A 13658-nucleotide genomic window follows, 5' to 3' on the forward strand; every position below is an offset into this window, starting at 1 on the left:
ATCCAGCGGAATGTAGCTCGGGACCAGTTTGGCGACTGCCTCGGCCAGACCACCGGAAGTTGTGGCAAGGGGTGCGGACGCTCCGGGCTGCAGGCTGTGAGGGCTGACGGTGCAGCTGCCAGAAATACCGCGCCGCCAAGGACGCCCAGGAAGGACCGGCGGTTGACGTTGATTGCCCCCGTTCCGCGAGGTGGTGCTTCCGAGCGTTTTTCCCGGAAAGTCTTAAACGGCGGCGTGTTGGAACCAAGCATGAAACACTCCTTTGTGATGAATTCATTGCAAGAACTGTCGAAACGCTTCGATTGCGTCCACCCTAGGCTATTCGCTGACTTTGACGCAATGGTTTGGGTGTTGCACATCACAGTGAGCTGATGGAACACTGAAGTTCGACGCCCATTCGTAGAAGCGATTCAACAGTCAATGACAGGACACTCTTCGTGACTAAAAGCCATGTCCAGGCAGCGCAACACCTGCTCCGCCTCCTGACGCTGGAGCAAAAGATCGCCATGCTCCATCAGCATGCCCCCGCGGTTCCCGAGCTTGCCCTGGCACCTTTCAGGACAGGCACCGAAGCTGCCCATGGTGTGGCGTGGCTTGGACCGGCAACCGTCTTCCCGCAGCCCGTAGGGTTGGCTGCAACATGGGACGAGGACCTCATCACCCGGGTGGGCGAAGCCATAGGGCGCGAGGTCAAAGCAAAAAAGGAAATGGACCCCAGCGTCAGCCTCAACGTGTGGGCCCCCGTGGTCAACCCGCTGCGACACCCGCTATGGGGGAGGAACGAGGAAGGCTTTTCCGAGGACCCGCACCTGACTGCCCGGTTTGCCAGCGCCTTTTGCGCAGGACTCAAAGGAGCCGATGCCGGGACCTGGTTGACGGTGCCCACCTTGAAGCATTTCCTTGGCTATAACAACGAGCACGATCGCAGCCTCACCTCCAGCAACCTCAGCGACAGGGTCCTGCACGAATACGAGTTGCCGGCATATCGGCAACCCATCGAGGACGGCGTAGCTGGAGCGGTAATGCTCTCCTATAACCTGGTCAACGGACGCCCGGCCCACGTCTCGGACCTGGTCAACAAGCATCTGCGGACATGGACCAACGGCGGCTCGGTGGTTGTGGTGAGTGACGCAGGTGCGCCCTCCGCACTCTTCCGCGCCGAGAAGTACTTTCCCGACGGCGCGTCCGCCTACGCTGCCGCGCTCAAGGCAGGGGTGGATAACTTCACTGACGACGGCGACAACCCGGGCCCGTCAGTGTCTTACCTTGAGGACGCCTTGGAACGGGGCCTGCTGACGGTGGATGACCTTGACCGAAGCGTGCTCAGGCTCCTCACGCTCCGCGCCAGGACGGGAGAATTCGGCGACCATCACGGCTCTTCTTCGACCAGCGCAGGGGAGAGCGATGCGGCTGCAACCGTGGCCCTGGCCCGCGAAGCTGCCCGGAAGTCCGTGGTCTTGCTGCGTAATCAGCCGGATCCCCACCTGCTCCCACTGGGGAACAACCCTGGGTCCATTGCCGTCATTGGAACCTTGGGCCAGCGCGTCCTGAGTGACTGGTACAGCGGCACCTTGCAGAACGAGTGTGGCATAGCAGAGGCTCTTTCCCGGCGTTACCAGGACGTCATAGCTGAGGACGGCCTGGACGTTATAACCCTGCGAAGCGTCCGTACAGGCACCTACCTGGGGCTGCCGTCGCCGTCGGAAACCACCGACGACGACGGCGGCGTCCTGGTCGCGGACACAACCTCACCAGCTGTTGGGGAACACTTCACGCTGAAGGACTGGGGGAGCGGCGAGTTCAGTCTTCAGTCAAGTTTGACCGGGCGTTTTGTCGCAGCCGGCACCGACAACTACCTCAGGGCTTCGGCGGATCGAATCGGAGGGTGGGTGGTGCAGGAAACCTTCCGCCTGGTGCATTCCCACGACGGAACCGTTGCCATCCAGCACGTTGCCTCCTCCCAATGGGTGCGCGTCGAGTCAGGGACAGGGAGTTTGGTGCTGGCCTCCGGGGTGGAAGCCGCCGCTGATCGCTTTGTGGTCAGAACCATCAAATCCGGGCACCATGCAGCGCATGCTGCGGCCGCTTCATCAGATGTGGCAGTGGTAGTAGTAGGCAACGATCCCCACCTTGGCGGGAGGGAAACCCAGGATCGGGAATCCTTGGACCTGCCGCAGTCCGAGCAGGAACTCGTCAGGATCGTGCAGGATGCGAATCCCAAAACCATCCTGCTTGTTGTCTCCTCTTATCCCTATGCACTGGGTGATTTGGCCGATCTCCCCGCTATCGCCTGGACATCGCACGGGGGCCAGGAACTGGGTCCGGGGGTGGTGGACGTGCTCAGCGGAGACGCCGAACCCACGGGACGCCTCCCGCAAACGTGGTTCGCCCGGAACCGGGACCTGCCGGACATTCTTGACTACGACATCATCGGATCCGAATCCACGTACCTGTACACGCGTGCGGAGCCGCTCTATCCGCTGGGTCATGGCCTCAGCTATGGAGATGTCCAGTACACGAATGCCGTTGTCAGCAGCGACCCTGCCAGCAAAACCATCGGCGTGGACGTCACCCTCACCAACCAGGGAGATCGGGTGGCCCACGAGTTGGTGCAGGCCTACGCCTCAGCTCCCACCCATCAGGACCACTTTCCGCGGCGGCTTTTAGTTGCCCACCGGCGGGTTGAACTCGCTCCAGGCGCTCGCATAACGGCCACCCTGCGCATCCCTGTGGAACGGTTGGCCACGTTCAGTACCGTCGCGGAGGCCATGGTGGTGGAACCCGGGGAGTACCGGATCCTGGTGGGCTCTTCCGCCCAGAGGCTGCCAGTGAGCGTGGCCATTCAGGTCCCGGATCGCGGACAGCGTTCCCGGCGGATAGCAGGGACGTGGGTGCCGGCGCGGCTTTACGACACGAAATCAAACATTGACCTGGTGCCCTCTCAGCCCCTCTCGGGTACAGCGATCACTCCAGCAGATCCCTTCGAACCTGCATGGGCGGTTTACCGCAAGTGGGACGGCCTGCCAATAACTGCAGTCAACTGTGAGGTCTTGTCCGCCAGGACAGGGAAGGGCTTTGGTGACTGCAGCATCAGCGTGCAGACCTCCGGGCCAGCCGACACCTGGCTCGATCTTGGCCAGTGCCAACTGAAGGAGGGTTACAGCGGCGAGGTTGGAATCGACGTCGACCCCTCCGTTCTCCCGGCTTGGACCGCGAGCGGGACGCTTCGGCTGGTACTCAAAGGGGCCATAACCGTCCAGCAGTTACAGGTAACCTAAGCGCCGGGTGGATGAGAAGACGGTCAGGGTCCTACCTTGACCACGTATACCTCGACGGCGGCATCCCGGGGGAGCAGGTGCGTGCGGACCGCGCCGGCTACTTCGCGGGCCACGCTGGGTGCGGGGCGAAGGGTGCCTACGCCAATCCGGGCCTTGACTGCGAGCGCGTCTCCATCGCCGGTGACGGAGACCAAGGGAAGAATCTCCCCGGTCACGGCAGCCATGGCCGCACCCGCTATCGACTGCCATAAGGGCTGGGCCGGATATACGGCAGAAACTCCCTCCACTCCTTGGATGACACCGAGCAGTTCCTCCGCCACTGCGGGTGAAGCACCTGCGGATTGGATGCTCCCGGGTTCCAGATGTTCCGTCATGGCTGATCCTCCCGAGTGGTGGGTGCGGGGCTGGTGGGTGGAGAGGGAACCTGGTCTGCGGCGGAAGGCGGTTCCAGAACGTCCCTCACGGTGATGTTGATGGTCTCGATGTTCAGCTCCGTTTGGAAGGCGAGCGTCTGCGCCAACTCACGGCGCAGCTCTTCGGCACGTTCATCCAGGGGGTGTCCGTACACCACGGCTATCTCCACGTCCACGGTAATTCCGGCTCCTGGTGTGGTGACGTCGCCATGCAACCGGCACTTGCCGGCGGCCGTGCCAGGCAGGGCGTCAGCCACGGATCGGATGAGTGCTGAGATTGAACCCTCGGTTTCCCAAAGGGTGTCCTTCGGGTTCCCGGCCTGCAGGGGAATGCTCCTGCCTGGACGCAGCTCCAGCCGGAGGTTGTCCAGGATGGACTGCATCCAGTCGTCATGGCCCGAGCCTGCATCGGCCAGATCCGACGTCAGCAGTTCGCTGCCCAGTTGGGATAGCCGGCGCAACGATGCCAGGCCAGCTTGGCATTCAGGGCATGAGTGGAGATGGGCGGGATCTGCAATCTCTCCGGTGTCCAGGTAAGTGCTTAGTTCGGCAAGGCTGTGCCCGCAGTCCAAGGAATCTTCGGGGGTGTTCATCGCCATTCCTCCATCATGCGCGCAAGGGTGATCCGTGCCCTGGCCAAGCGGCCGCGGACACTGGCTTGGCTGATATTCAACGTCAGTGCGATCTCCTCGTAGCTCTGGTCATTGAATTCCTTAAGAACCCAACATCGGCGTTGTTCCTCGGGAAGCTTTGCGAGCGCCGCTTTTAGGGCCTCCACGCGGGAGGTGATAACTGCGCTGTGCTCGGGGTCAGCTGCCTGCGGCTTGGCGTCGTGTTCCACCTGGTTCTCCACGGCGTCGAGGCCTGCATGATTGCGGCGTCTCCGGAGGTGGTCGATGCTGCGGCTGCCGACAATCCTGAGCAACCATCCCTTGACTGCTGCGGGGTCGCGGAGGTTGTCCAGTTGCTTCCAGGCTTGGACGAGTGTTTCCTGCACGACGTCGTCGGCGTCTGCCTGTGAGCCGGTCAATCGCCGGGCCGTGGCCCGCATCAACGGGCCGTGGCGCCGCGCCAGTGCCTCGAAGGCTGCGGTGTCACCGTCTGCGGCCCGGCCGGCCAGCAGAGCATCGGGCACCAGGTCCAATTGGTGCTGCGCTGCGGGTGAACCAGTCACGTTTTCTGCCTTCCCCATCTATGGTCGTCCAAGGTCTCGGTGGTCCTGATGATGCTCAGTGGCGGGACGGTCCCGCTGGCCAGCAGAACCGTCCCGGGCCGCAAGCTACTTTTTGGAGAAACCTTCTTTGAGCTTCTGCGCCGCATCCTTGATGTTCTCGGTGATATCGGCTGCAGCGTCTTTGACCTTTTCGCCTGCCTGCTGGATCTTGGCTTGTGCCTGATCGTGCTGCCCTTCGCGCTCCAGCGACTGATCTCCGGTGAGCTTTCCGGCGCCTTCCTTGGCTGCACCGAGGTGCTCGGTGGCTGCGTTGTTGATCTTGTCGTTGATTCCCATGGTGTTCCCTTTTCTTGTTGTGCACGGTCTCTGCTGAGTCGCGCGTGTTTTAGTGGAAATTCTGAGAGACGGTCACCGCGCGCGACGGGTTCCGGAAATCTGTGTGCGTGGGCCGCTGGTGATCCGGACCAGCGCGGGCAATGGATGTCCCAGCCAGGAGTCGGTGCTCCGGAGGAGGTGTTCCACCGTGTGCGTGAGCTCCCTGGGGGATGCCCCTTTGCGGGCCTCCAGGCGGATGTGGAGCGCGGTGCCACGGCGTGATTCCCAAGCGGAGACGGAGGTTGAGAGCACATCCTTGTTCCCGTTGAGGGCTTCCCGGATAGCGGTGGAGACCAGCCCGGCGTCAACAACAGTTCGTCCGGCGGTACCGTCGGATTGCTCGGCCAAGCGGGGTGTTTTGCCTCCGCCTTGGCTCGCCAGCCAAGCGACGCTGAGGACTGCGCCCACCAAGGGCAGGGCAACTCCCAGCACCAGCCACCAACTCCGAACCGGTTCGGGTAGAGGTGCCGTCCCGGCAAGGCTCCGGGCCTGGTCCCGCACTGAGGATGCCGTGGTGGTCCAGATGTCCGCCGCCGATGGGAGGGTACCGGTCGCGATGAGTGCGGCACCAATACCCAGCAACAGGATCCCCACGAGGGTCAGCAAAATCCGGTTGAGGCCCCGATGTGTGTTTCTCATTGCCCCACCGCTCCTTCCGTCAGAACCCGGACGCCGGATGTCATCCGGCGGTCCAATCCGTAGGCGGCCAGTTCGCCGTCGACCGCTTCCCGTACCCTGTCCACCGCGAGCGGTTGGCCCGACGTCGGACGCACTTGGACTCGCACTGAGCGTCCGCCCACGGTGGTGGTCGCCTGGCCCGGTGCAAGGCCGGCGGCGAGCCGAACCCGTCCGGAGACGGCTGCTGCGATGACGTCGTCGTCCACCACTACTGCTGCGCGGTCGCTTTCCAGGGAACGGCGGCGCCGACGGCCCCTCCCCACACCGAGTCCCAGGACGAGCAGCCCGAGCAATGCCACGCCGATGCCGGCCGCGATCAGGCCCGCCGGGACAGTCTTTCCCGGAAGTTCCTCCAGCCACCGCAGCATCTGGGCCGGGCTGACGAGCAGGGGTTGATCCTTGAGTAACCACAGCACGGATTCGAGGCTCAGCCAGAGCGAGGCTGCCAGCAGGACAGAAGCCGTCAGGATAGAGGGCACGGCGCGGGAAGAGTGCGTTTCCCGGCGAACCAGGCGCCGGATGTGTGGATCCTTGCTCATGTCACTCTCCTTTCCTTGGGCACTTCCTGTTTCCCGCCGGTAAGGCGGATGTCCACCCGTCCGATCTCCAGTCCGGCGAGTTCGGTACCCCGGGACGTGATCTCAGCGCGGGCCTGCTGAGCCCGTTCGAAGATGGTGCCGCTACTGTTCCGCGGTTCCAAAAGTGGCTCGAGCCTCAACTTGATGGAGACGCTGACGCCGAGTTTGCCGGCGTCGTCCTCCAAAGCAGCGGTGACGTTGTCTTTGCCGACGCGGAAGGCCCGGGCGGTGACTGCTTCCACGGTTTGCCGGATCGCGTGATGGGTGATCCGGTTATGGCCCCGTGTTTCCTTGCCGTCAGGCCGCCTCGTGGGGGGACTCATGGTGGCGGATCTTGTCCCGTTCATGTGGATGAGCGCTTGCCCCGCAAGGCGTCCAGCACCCCGCGAAGGTCAAGCTTTCCTTCGGCTGCGCGGCCCAGCACTGCTCCGATTCCCATGAACAGTGCCGTGAGCAGCAGGCCCCAGAACCCGAAGGCGAGCCCCGCCACGGCCAGGATGGCGCCGATGGCTACGCCTGCGATAGTGGGGTTCATGACACCCTCGGTTCACGCTCGGAGTCCTCTACGTCTGCGTCGTCGGACGGCACGTGGATGTCAGTGATGGTGACGTTGACTTCCGTGACTTCCATGCCCACCAGGTCTTCGATCGCGGTGTAGACAGCGTCGCGTGCGTTGTCTGCGACTTCCTGAAGCGGATGGGGGTATTCGACCACCAGGGTCACGTCCACAGCCACCTGGGTCTGCCCCACTTCTACGCTGACGCCTTGGGTGAGGTCCTTCTGGCCCACCTTCTCGCGGAGATTGCCGATTGCCCTGGCTGCTCCACCGCCAAGGGCGTGTACGCCGGGAATTTCCTGGATGGCGATGCCCGCAATTTTTGCTACTACGCCGTCGGCGACGGTGGTGGCTCCGCGGCCGTCTTTACCCTTGTTGGGGGTGTCCAGCACGGGTGCCGGGGTCGCCTGGGAGTTCTTGGCGGGAACGTCTGCGGGGGTGTGCGTTTGGATCGTCAAGACGATCACTCCTTTCGGTTTGATGCGGTGCTTGTTGCGCCGTCATGAATAGGACGTGACGACTGGGGCATTCCTCACGGTTGATTTATGTGATGTGCATCACATGTCCGAAGGTCATCACTGGCTTATTTAGTTAGATTCCCATATAACTAGTTTGTCGAGACACATTCTTACACGGGAGGGCTCTAATGACTGCAGTACTTGTGAGTGAAGAACAGGGCGAGGCTCTCCCTACGGTGACCTCCGGGGCGCCAAGTGCCACCTCCAGTCCCTCAGTGAGGACCAGCCTGCTGGACGAAGTGTGGACGGCCTCCGCGCGGGTTGAGGGTCTTCAATGGGAGATGGACGAGGCGCGGGATTGCCTGGCTACGGCAATGCGTGCCGCCGCAGCGGCCGGTGCGGGCCTTCCGGATCTTGCCATCGCGGCGGGACTTGGTTTTGCCGATATAGAGCAGTTGCTGAACGAGCGCCTGGAGGAGTAGCCCTGCGGCCCTGTGCCCGGAAGATGCTGGATATGCCTTGAGTCTCCTCATGCAGTCCCGCTGGTGCGCTGGTGCGAAATCTTGAGCGAATCTTGAGATGACCCGGCGTCCTTCTTGAGGACCCCGTCCGATGGTTGAAACATCAGCCAATTAGCTGACGGGAACTTCCAGGAAGGACCACCGAAATGACTGACCAGATCTCCGCCAAGTCCGTACCTGCCGGCTCGGCTCACACGAAGTCCGAAGCACTTGCGGGCACGGCCGACACCGCTGGCCATGCCGCGGACGCCGCTGGTCAGGCCCGTGCGGTGGTGACCATCCGTGAGCAGTTCAATCCCCTTGGCGCGGGTCTCCGGAGCATCTGGCCGCAGTCGGTTGTTGGGTTCTAGGACACCACGGTTTGTGATTCGGGCAGGGACCTTTCCCTTGGAAGGTACCCTGCCCGACGTCGATTAAGGGACCATGGAATCCAGTCCACTCAACAAGGAGGCTTGTCATCAAGGATGAGATGAGAAAGGCCGCCGACGTGGCCGAGGAAGCCGCTAATTCGCAGACTTTCGCAGCCGTTGCCCGCGCGGGATACGCCGTGAGCGGCCTGCTGCACGTCCTCATTGGCGTCATCGCAATCCAGCTCGCGGTGGGCCGCAGCGGCGAGGCCGACGTCAGCGGGGCAGTGACCGAGCTGGCCAACAAGCCAGCCGGACCCGTCCTGCTCTGGGCCTGCTTCGCGGCCTGTGCGGCGCTTGCTCTGTGGCAATTGGGAAACGCCATCCTTGGTTATCGGAACGTCTCGGACAACAAGCTGACCAAGAGGCTCTCTGCCCTTGGCCAGGCCTTGGTATTCGCCGCCTTGGCTGCCACCATCGTGTCCTTCGTGCTGGGGCAAGGCCGGAACAGCAGGGAGTCCAGCAGCGACTTCACCGCGACTCTCATGCAGGCGCCGTTCGGGGTATTCCTGCTCATTGCCCTCGGTGCAGGTATCGCCATTACCGGCATCGTGTTTGTGGTCAGGGGCTTCCGGAAGAAGTTCACCAAAGACCTTTCGCTGTCGTCCAACCAGTCGGTGCATAAGTTCCAACTCTGGGTTGGCGTGGTGGGCTACATCGCAAAAGGAATCGCTTTGTTCCTGGTTGGCCTGCTGGTGGTTATCGCCGCGGCCCGCGCCCAGCCCGAACAATCAACCGGGCTTGACGGCGGCCTGAAAGCCCTGAAGGAGCAGCCCTACGGGCCTTATCTGTTGGCTGCCGTGGCTCTGGGGCTCATTGCCTACGGTCTGTTTCTCATGGTCAAAGCGAGGACGCTGCGGACCTAGGGCTATCCAGGTTTAGGAGCTTGGGAGGCTGGGTACAGGGCACAGGAACCGTGTAGTGCAATCTGAAAAGGGGCAGAACCATGACGCAAGGTGATCCGAACCAGGCTGATAAGCCGCTAACCGACGGGAACCGCCTCTCCTCCGCGCCATCGGACCCCCGCCGCGGGTACCACTCGGGCAAGTTCCCCCAGCAGGAACAGAAACAGCCCGGACTTACCAAACCGTTGGATCCGCAACCAGATCACGGCGAGAAAAGTTACGTGGGGCATGGGCGTCTCCAAGGCAAGATCGCGCTCATCACCGGCGGTGACTCGGGCATCGGCGCGGCAGTCGCCATCGCGTACGCCCGTGAAGGTGCCAACGTGGCTATCAGCTACCTGCCGGAGGAAGAAGAAGACGCGCAGTCGACGGCGGAATGGATCCGTGAGTGCGGCTCGCAGGTCCTGCTGCTGCCCGGCGACGCACGGGATGAAGGCTTCGCGGCGCAGATCGTGGAACGTACGGTGCAGGAGCTTGGCGGGCTCAATGTAGTGGTGTTGAACGCGGCGTACCAGAAGAACCGCGAAGGGCTGGAGACTATCCCCACCGAGGAGTTCGACCGCGTCTTCAAGACCAATCTGTATTCCCTCATCTGGACGGCACAGGCAGCCATTCCGCATCTTCGTCCAGGTGCCTCCATCATTGTCACGGCCTCGATACAGGCCTTCAACCCCTCCGCACAGTTGGTCGATTACGCCATGACCAAGGCAGCACAAGTAGCCTTCACCAAGGCCATGGCCGAGGAACTGGGACCCAAGGGTATCCGCGTCAATGCTGTGGCGCCGGGCCCCATCTGGACTCCGCTGATCCCAGCTACCGAATGGCCGGACAAACTGCCCACGTTCGGGCAGGACACGCCCCTGGGCCGGGCAGGCCAGCCGGCCGAGCTGGCACCGGCCTACGTGCTGCTGGCATCCGACGAAGGATCCTACATCTCAGGGGCGGTCCTTCCCGTTACGGGTGGCAAGGGGCTTTAACCCGCTTCTTCCCTTTCCACGGGGATCCACAACTGGCCGCGGCCGTGCGTGCCCCCGGGCCCCACTTGGACGCTGAGCATTTCGGGTCCCGGTGCCCACCTGTAAGGGTTGGCAGGAAACCATTCCGTTGCGGCGTCTGCCCACATGCCCTGCAGGACTTCCGGGAACTTTCCCTCAGCTTCAAAGACCACCCATAAGCCTGCCGGGACTTCAAGGGACTCGAAACCTTCCGGAGCCGCTTGGGTAGAGACCACCGCGTGCCAGTAGTCCAGTTCGCTGCCCTCGGTGCGCTGTTCTTCGAGGTTGTCCGTTACGGACACAGAGCCGGCCGGATCCATATCAGCAAGCTCCAGCAAACGCTTGGTGACAGAAGGATCCACGCCGCGCTGGAATTCGATGATGGCGTTGTTGGGTCCTTCGTAGACCAGCGGTACGCGGGCTTTGAGGCCAATAAGGCGGAAAGCTTCTTTGTCTTCTATGCGGTGTTTCATGTCGGTGTTCCCTTCGACTCGGAGGTGGAACCTCAGTTGAGGCTGGGAATGGAGAACTGCGCCCGGAAGCCGTGCCTCGGAGGGGCTCAGCCCGTGCATGGCCTTGAAGGCACGGGCGAATGCTTCTGCCGATCCGTATCCGTAGCGAACGGACACGTCCAGGACCGTAAGGCCCTCCAGGATCTCCGCCGTGGCTGCGGTGAGGCGCCGCCTACGGATGTACTCAGAAACCGGCATGCCTGCCAGGGAGGAAAACATCCGTCTGAAGTGATATTCGGACGTCAAAGCGGCTTTGGCCAAAAACCGTACTTCGATGTCCGTGGTCAAGTCCTGCTCGATCAGCCCTATTGCCCGGTTCCAGCCGTGCATCATGTCCGGCACCCCGTCTCCCTCTTGCACCTGCCTCCATCCTTTCCTTCGACGCTACCCGCGTGTCCAGACCGAGCGCCCAACAATCCGTGCCCGAAAATATCAGGTCCCGGGCAACGCAAGAGCCCGGAGACTGCAGCTGCAGTTCTCCGGGCTCTTGACTGTATTCAGATGTTACGGCCGACTGGAGCCTGACGCTTCTTCATCCGGTTCGGATGAGAAGGGCCGGTCCTTTGGGGTGTCTTCCGTGTTGTGCTCGTCGAGCTCTGCGTCCGCGGATGGGACCGTCTTCTCGGCGTAGTCGCCCTCGGTGTAATCACCGCCGGCGTCCTCCTTCAGCGTTTCCGGTGACGCGCCTGCGTCGCCGTAATCGCCCTCGACATACTGGCCGTCGAGTTCATCGCCATTGGCGTCGTGGTTCTGGCTGTTAGCCATGGTGTGCCTTGCGGCCGGTGACCAGGCCGTAGATCAGCAGCACGATGATGGAGCCGCCGATGGCCAGGAGCCACGTGGTGAGGGAGAAGAATTCCTGCAGCCCGGTGCCGAAGATGAGGCTGCCGATCCAACCACCCAGGAGTGCGCCGACGACGCCCAACACGAGAGTGATGAGCCAGCCGCCACCCTGACGGCCGGGAAGAATAAGCTTAGCGATAGCGCCGGCCAAAAGACCGAGCAGAAGAAAACCAAAGAAACCCATTTTTGTTCCTACTTTCTTGTTGATGGAGATCCCATGAACATTATGAAGAGGTTCAGTTCATCGGGTGCCCTGTTCCAAAATGTAGGCACCAAATGCGGGCCCTGAAGGCCCTATGGAATGTGGGGAGTGGAACGAACTGCGCAACCCCGATGAAATTATGAATTACAGCGAACAAAGTACCCGTGCCGATGGGGTCGGACTGGGTGCTACATCAGCAACGCTAGCTGCTCCCGGGACTAGTAGCAAGTAACCTGACTATTAGCGCGCCCTTGCTTGCGGCCTCCAAACACCGGGGATTCGTGCTCCAGTGGCCCTTAAGGGAGTCCATGAACCCCTTGGCAGTGCGCTGAACTTTCTCGCGCGACGGCTTCAGGTTTGCGCCCTCATGCTCCTCCGGGCCATCGGCCCGCAGCCCCGGTCCTCAGGGTTTTCATCCATGGGGTTGTCATCCTGTTAGTTCTGTGGAATTCCAATGGTTGGCAAAGCAGTTGAATTTAATGCTCTATTTTGGCGGTCACAGTTAAGTCACCCCGCCATCAAATAAGCCGCCCCGCCGTCAAAGTGCAGGTGACAGGGTGCGGCGCGCGGGGCTAATGTCGATATACAAACACCTCGAAAGGAGTGATCGCTGTGAAAGGCAAAGCATTGTTCGCAGTTGGCGTGGCTGTCGGCTACGTGTGGGGATCGAAGTCCTGGCCGGAGGTGTACCGGCGGATCCGCGGAGGCACGGAGAAGGTCTGGAAGAACCCGGACGTGCAAGAGAACGTCCATCAAGCTACGGAAGCGGTCCAAGAGTCGGTTCCGGACATTCTGGACAACCTGTATGAGGCCGGCAAGAAGTTGATGGAAAAGGCCGAGACCATGTTCCCGGGCATTACTTCCCCCAAGTCGGGCCAGCACACGGACTCCACTTCCAGCAGCACGTCCACCGTTCCCACCATTAAGTCGGATGTCGTCTCTGATCCCGCCCTTGATGACACCACAGGAAGCGACTGGACCGGCGAGGGCGGCGCTGCACCGGAAGGGCCTGCCACCAACACGCCGCCCAAGCCTTAGCTGACGCGTTCCACCACAGTCAGGATCGCCTCGCCCAGTTCCTTGGGTTTGGTGAATTGCGGCCAGTGTCCCGTGGGGAGGTCGATGTACCCGACGTCATGGATCCTGGCGAGTTCCGCGGTGAAAGGGTGCCCGGCATCCATCCACTCCTTGAGGAGAGAGGACGGGAACTGGCAGGCAATGATGGTGGCCGGAACGTCGTAGCGCCGGGCATCGCTCAGGTGTTGCTGGTTAAAGGCAACGCCTTTGGGCTCGGGGATGGCCCGCGCACGGAACGCTTCCTTCAGTTCGTCAGTCAGGTCAATCAGGTCTTCGTCTTCGAACAGTTCCCAAGGCGGCAGCGGGAGGTCGTCGCCGTCGTCGGGCAGTTCATCATTGATGACCCCGCCCTCACCGAGCGGTCCGCTGTCAACGTAAATGGCGTGGGCCACCCGGTCCGGGCGGGCGTCTGCCACGCCGTGGATGATGGCCCCTCCACCTGAGTGGCCCACCAGGACGACTTTGCCGTCCAGGGAGTCCACCTTCGCCACCACGGCGTCAATGTGCGTGCGGAGGCCGATGCCCGCGCGTGAGGCATCCACCGACTCCAGCCCTGGCAGCGTCAGCGGATGAACCGTGTGGCCAGCTGCTTCCAGGGGCGGCGTCACCTCCTCCCACGACGACGCGTCTAACCAGAATCCGGGTACAAGGATGATGTCCATGCCGGTACCCTACGGGAGCCCACC

At 62.2% G+C, this 13658-nt stretch carries 19 protein-coding genes; 6 read left to right on the plus strand and 13 right to left on the minus strand.

Annotated features, from left to right (window positions below; all coding sequences use genetic code 11):
* Positions 1–437: 437 nt before the first annotated feature.
* Positions 438–3278 carry a beta-glucosidase gene (locus EU811_RS05690; protein ID WP_238703311.1) on the plus strand — a complete coding sequence of 947 codons (2841 nt, stop codon included), beginning with the start codon at positions 438–440 and terminating at the stop codon, positions 3276–3278.
* Positions 3279–3301: 23 nt separating this feature from the next.
* Here the strand turns inward: EU811_RS05690 and EU811_RS05695 are convergent, their stop codons facing one another.
* The 9 genes from EU811_RS05695 to EU811_RS05735 form a co-directional block, all read right to left on the minus strand.
* Positions 3302–3652 (minus strand): hypothetical protein, encoded by a 351-nt coding sequence (locus EU811_RS05695; protein WP_142937520.1) that lies wholly within the window; start codon positions 3650–3652, stop codon positions 3302–3304.
* The gene (locus EU811_RS05700; protein WP_142937521.1) at positions 3649–4284 is read right to left on the minus strand and encodes an Asp23/Gls24 family envelope stress response protein; all 636 of its coding nucleotides are present in this window, start codon (positions 4282–4284) and stop codon (positions 3649–3651) included. Before EU811_RS05700 ends, EU811_RS05695 begins: the two co-directional genes overlap by 4 nt.
* Positions 4281–4865 carry an RNA polymerase sigma factor gene (locus EU811_RS05705; protein WP_238703312.1) on the minus strand — a complete coding sequence of 195 codons (585 nt, stop codon included), beginning with the start codon at positions 4863–4865 and terminating at the stop codon, positions 4281–4283. Before EU811_RS05705 ends, EU811_RS05700 begins: the two co-directional genes overlap by 4 nt.
* A 105-nt stretch (positions 4866–4970) precedes the next feature.
* On the minus strand, positions 4971–5201 hold the full coding sequence (locus tag EU811_RS05710; RefSeq protein ID WP_142937523.1) for a CsbD family protein: 231 nt from the start codon (positions 5199–5201) through the stop codon (positions 4971–4973).
* A gap of 72 nt (positions 5202–5273) precedes the next feature.
* Positions 5274–5879, minus strand: a complete 606-nt coding sequence (locus EU811_RS05715) for a hypothetical protein (protein WP_142937524.1) — start codon at positions 5877–5879, stop codon at positions 5274–5276.
* A complete protein-coding gene (locus EU811_RS05720) occupies positions 5876–6457 on the minus strand; it encodes a hypothetical protein (protein WP_142937525.1) in 582 nt (193 codons plus the stop codon). Before EU811_RS05720 ends, EU811_RS05715 begins: the two co-directional genes overlap by 4 nt.
* Positions 6454–6819 carry a hypothetical protein gene (locus tag EU811_RS05725; RefSeq protein ID WP_142937526.1) on the minus strand — a complete coding sequence of 122 codons (366 nt, stop codon included), beginning with the start codon at positions 6817–6819 and terminating at the stop codon, positions 6454–6456. The genes EU811_RS05720 and EU811_RS05725 overlap by 4 nt, the downstream gene beginning before the upstream one ends.
* A gap of 20 nt (positions 6820–6839) precedes the next feature.
* Positions 6840–7031 (minus strand): DUF2273 domain-containing protein, encoded by a 192-nt coding sequence (locus EU811_RS05730; RefSeq protein ID WP_142937527.1) that lies wholly within the window; start codon positions 7029–7031, stop codon positions 6840–6842.
* Positions 7028–7510 (minus strand): Asp23/Gls24 family envelope stress response protein, encoded by a 483-nt coding sequence (locus EU811_RS05735; RefSeq protein ID WP_142937528.1) that lies wholly within the window; start codon positions 7508–7510, stop codon positions 7028–7030. The genes EU811_RS05730 and EU811_RS05735 overlap by 4 nt, the downstream gene beginning before the upstream one ends.
* Before the next feature lie 188 nt (positions 7511–7698).
* On the opposite strand from EU811_RS05735, the gene EU811_RS05740 reads away from it, so the two are divergent.
* From EU811_RS05740 to EU811_RS05755, 4 genes are all read left to right on the plus strand, one after another.
* Positions 7699–7992, plus strand: coding sequence for a hypothetical protein (locus tag EU811_RS05740; protein ID WP_142937529.1), 294 nt, complete (start codon positions 7699–7701; stop codon positions 7990–7992).
* 185 nt (positions 7993–8177) lie between these two features.
* On the plus strand, positions 8178–8381 hold the full coding sequence (locus EU811_RS05745) for a hypothetical protein (RefSeq protein ID WP_142937530.1): 204 nt from the start codon (positions 8178–8180) through the stop codon (positions 8379–8381).
* Positions 8382–8500: 119 nt separating this feature from the next.
* Positions 8501–9304: a DUF1206 domain-containing protein gene (locus EU811_RS05750; RefSeq protein ID WP_142937531.1), complete on the plus strand. Its 804-nt coding sequence runs from the start codon at positions 8501–8503 to the stop codon at positions 9302–9304.
* 80 nt (positions 9305–9384) lie between these two features.
* Positions 9385–10320 carry an SDR family oxidoreductase gene (locus tag EU811_RS05755; RefSeq protein ID WP_142937532.1) on the plus strand — a complete coding sequence of 312 codons (936 nt, stop codon included), beginning with the start codon at positions 9385–9387 and terminating at the stop codon, positions 10318–10320.
* On the opposite strand, the gene EU811_RS05760 is transcribed toward EU811_RS05755, so the two are convergent.
* From EU811_RS05760 to EU811_RS05770, 3 genes are all read right to left on the minus strand, one after another.
* The gene (locus EU811_RS05760) at positions 10317–11210 is read right to left on the minus strand and encodes an AraC family transcriptional regulator (RefSeq protein WP_238703313.1); all 894 of its coding nucleotides are present in this window, start codon (positions 11208–11210) and stop codon (positions 10317–10319) included. The genes EU811_RS05755 and EU811_RS05760 overlap by 4 nt on opposite strands.
* 144 nt (positions 11211–11354) lie before the next feature.
* On the minus strand, positions 11355–11615 hold the full coding sequence (locus tag EU811_RS05765; protein ID WP_142937533.1) for a hypothetical protein: 261 nt from the start codon (positions 11613–11615) through the stop codon (positions 11355–11357).
* Positions 11608–11877, minus strand: coding sequence for a GlsB/YeaQ/YmgE family stress response membrane protein (locus tag EU811_RS05770; protein WP_142937534.1), 270 nt, complete (start codon positions 11875–11877; stop codon positions 11608–11610). The genes EU811_RS05765 and EU811_RS05770 overlap by 8 nt, the downstream gene beginning before the upstream one ends.
* Positions 11878–12507: 630 nt before the next feature.
* Between EU811_RS05770 and EU811_RS05775 the strand changes: the two genes are divergently transcribed.
* A complete protein-coding gene (locus tag EU811_RS05775; protein WP_142937535.1) occupies positions 12508–12933 on the plus strand; it encodes a hypothetical protein in 426 nt (141 codons plus the stop codon).
* On the opposite strand, the gene EU811_RS05780 is transcribed toward EU811_RS05775, so the two are convergent.
* Positions 12930–13634 carry an alpha/beta fold hydrolase gene (locus EU811_RS05780; RefSeq protein WP_142937536.1) on the minus strand — a complete coding sequence of 235 codons (705 nt, stop codon included), beginning with the start codon at positions 13632–13634 and terminating at the stop codon, positions 12930–12932. The genes EU811_RS05775 and EU811_RS05780 overlap by 4 nt on opposite strands.
* Positions 13635–13658: the final 24 nt, after the last annotated feature.

It is taken from the genome of Arthrobacter sp. TS-15 (assembly GCF_006964045.1).
In the GTDB taxonomy this organism is placed as follows: domain Bacteria; phylum Actinomycetota; class Actinomycetes; order Actinomycetales; family Micrococcaceae; genus Arthrobacter.

What these genes read in the sequence shown, in the direction of transcription:
- EU811_RS05725 (WP_142937526.1), bottom strand. Translation starts at nt 6,819, where the DNA reads ATGAGTCCCCCCACGAGGCGGCCTGACGGCAAGGAAACACGGGGCCAT.
- EU811_RS05710 (WP_142937523.1), bottom strand. Translation starts at nt 5,201, where the DNA reads ATGGGAATCAACGACAAGATCAACAACGCAGCCACCGAGCACCTCGGT.
- EU811_RS05715 (WP_142937524.1), bottom strand. Translation starts at nt 5,879, where the DNA reads ATGAGAAACACACATCGGGGCCTCAACCGGATTTTGCTGACCCTCGTG.
- EU811_RS05780 (WP_142937536.1), bottom strand. Translation starts at nt 13,634, where the DNA reads ATGGACATCATCCTTGTACCCGGATTCTGGTTAGACGCGTCGTCGTGG.
- EU811_RS05740 (WP_142937529.1), top strand. Translation starts at nt 7,699, where the DNA reads ATGACTGCAGTACTTGTGAGTGAAGAACAGGGCGAGGCTCTCCCTACG.
- EU811_RS05755 (WP_142937532.1), top strand. Translation starts at nt 9,385, where the DNA reads ATGACGCAAGGTGATCCGAACCAGGCTGATAAGCCGCTAACCGACGGG.
- EU811_RS05695 (WP_142937520.1), bottom strand. Translation starts at nt 3,652, where the DNA reads ATGACGGAACATCTGGAACCCGGGAGCATCCAATCCGCAGGTGCTTCA.
- EU811_RS05730 (WP_142937527.1), bottom strand. Translation starts at nt 7,031, where the DNA reads ATGAACCCCACTATCGCAGGCGTAGCCATCGGCGCCATCCTGGCCGTG.
- EU811_RS05765 (WP_142937533.1), bottom strand. Translation starts at nt 11,615, where the DNA reads ATGGCTAACAGCCAGAACCACGACGCCAATGGCGATGAACTCGACGGC.
- EU811_RS05770 (WP_142937534.1), bottom strand. Translation starts at nt 11,877, where the DNA reads ATGGGTTTCTTTGGTTTTCTTCTGCTCGGTCTTTTGGCCGGCGCTATC.
- EU811_RS05750 (WP_142937531.1), top strand. Translation starts at nt 8,501, where the DNA reads ATGAGAAAGGCCGCCGACGTGGCCGAGGAAGCCGCTAATTCGCAGACT.
- EU811_RS05700 (WP_142937521.1), bottom strand. Translation starts at nt 4,284, where the DNA reads ATGAACACCCCCGAAGATTCCTTGGACTGCGGGCACAGCCTTGCCGAA.
- EU811_RS05745 (WP_142937530.1), top strand. Translation starts at nt 8,178, where the DNA reads ATGACTGACCAGATCTCCGCCAAGTCCGTACCTGCCGGCTCGGCTCAC.
- EU811_RS05720 (WP_142937525.1), bottom strand. Translation starts at nt 6,457, where the DNA reads ATGAGCAAGGATCCACACATCCGGCGCCTGGTTCGCCGGGAAACGCAC.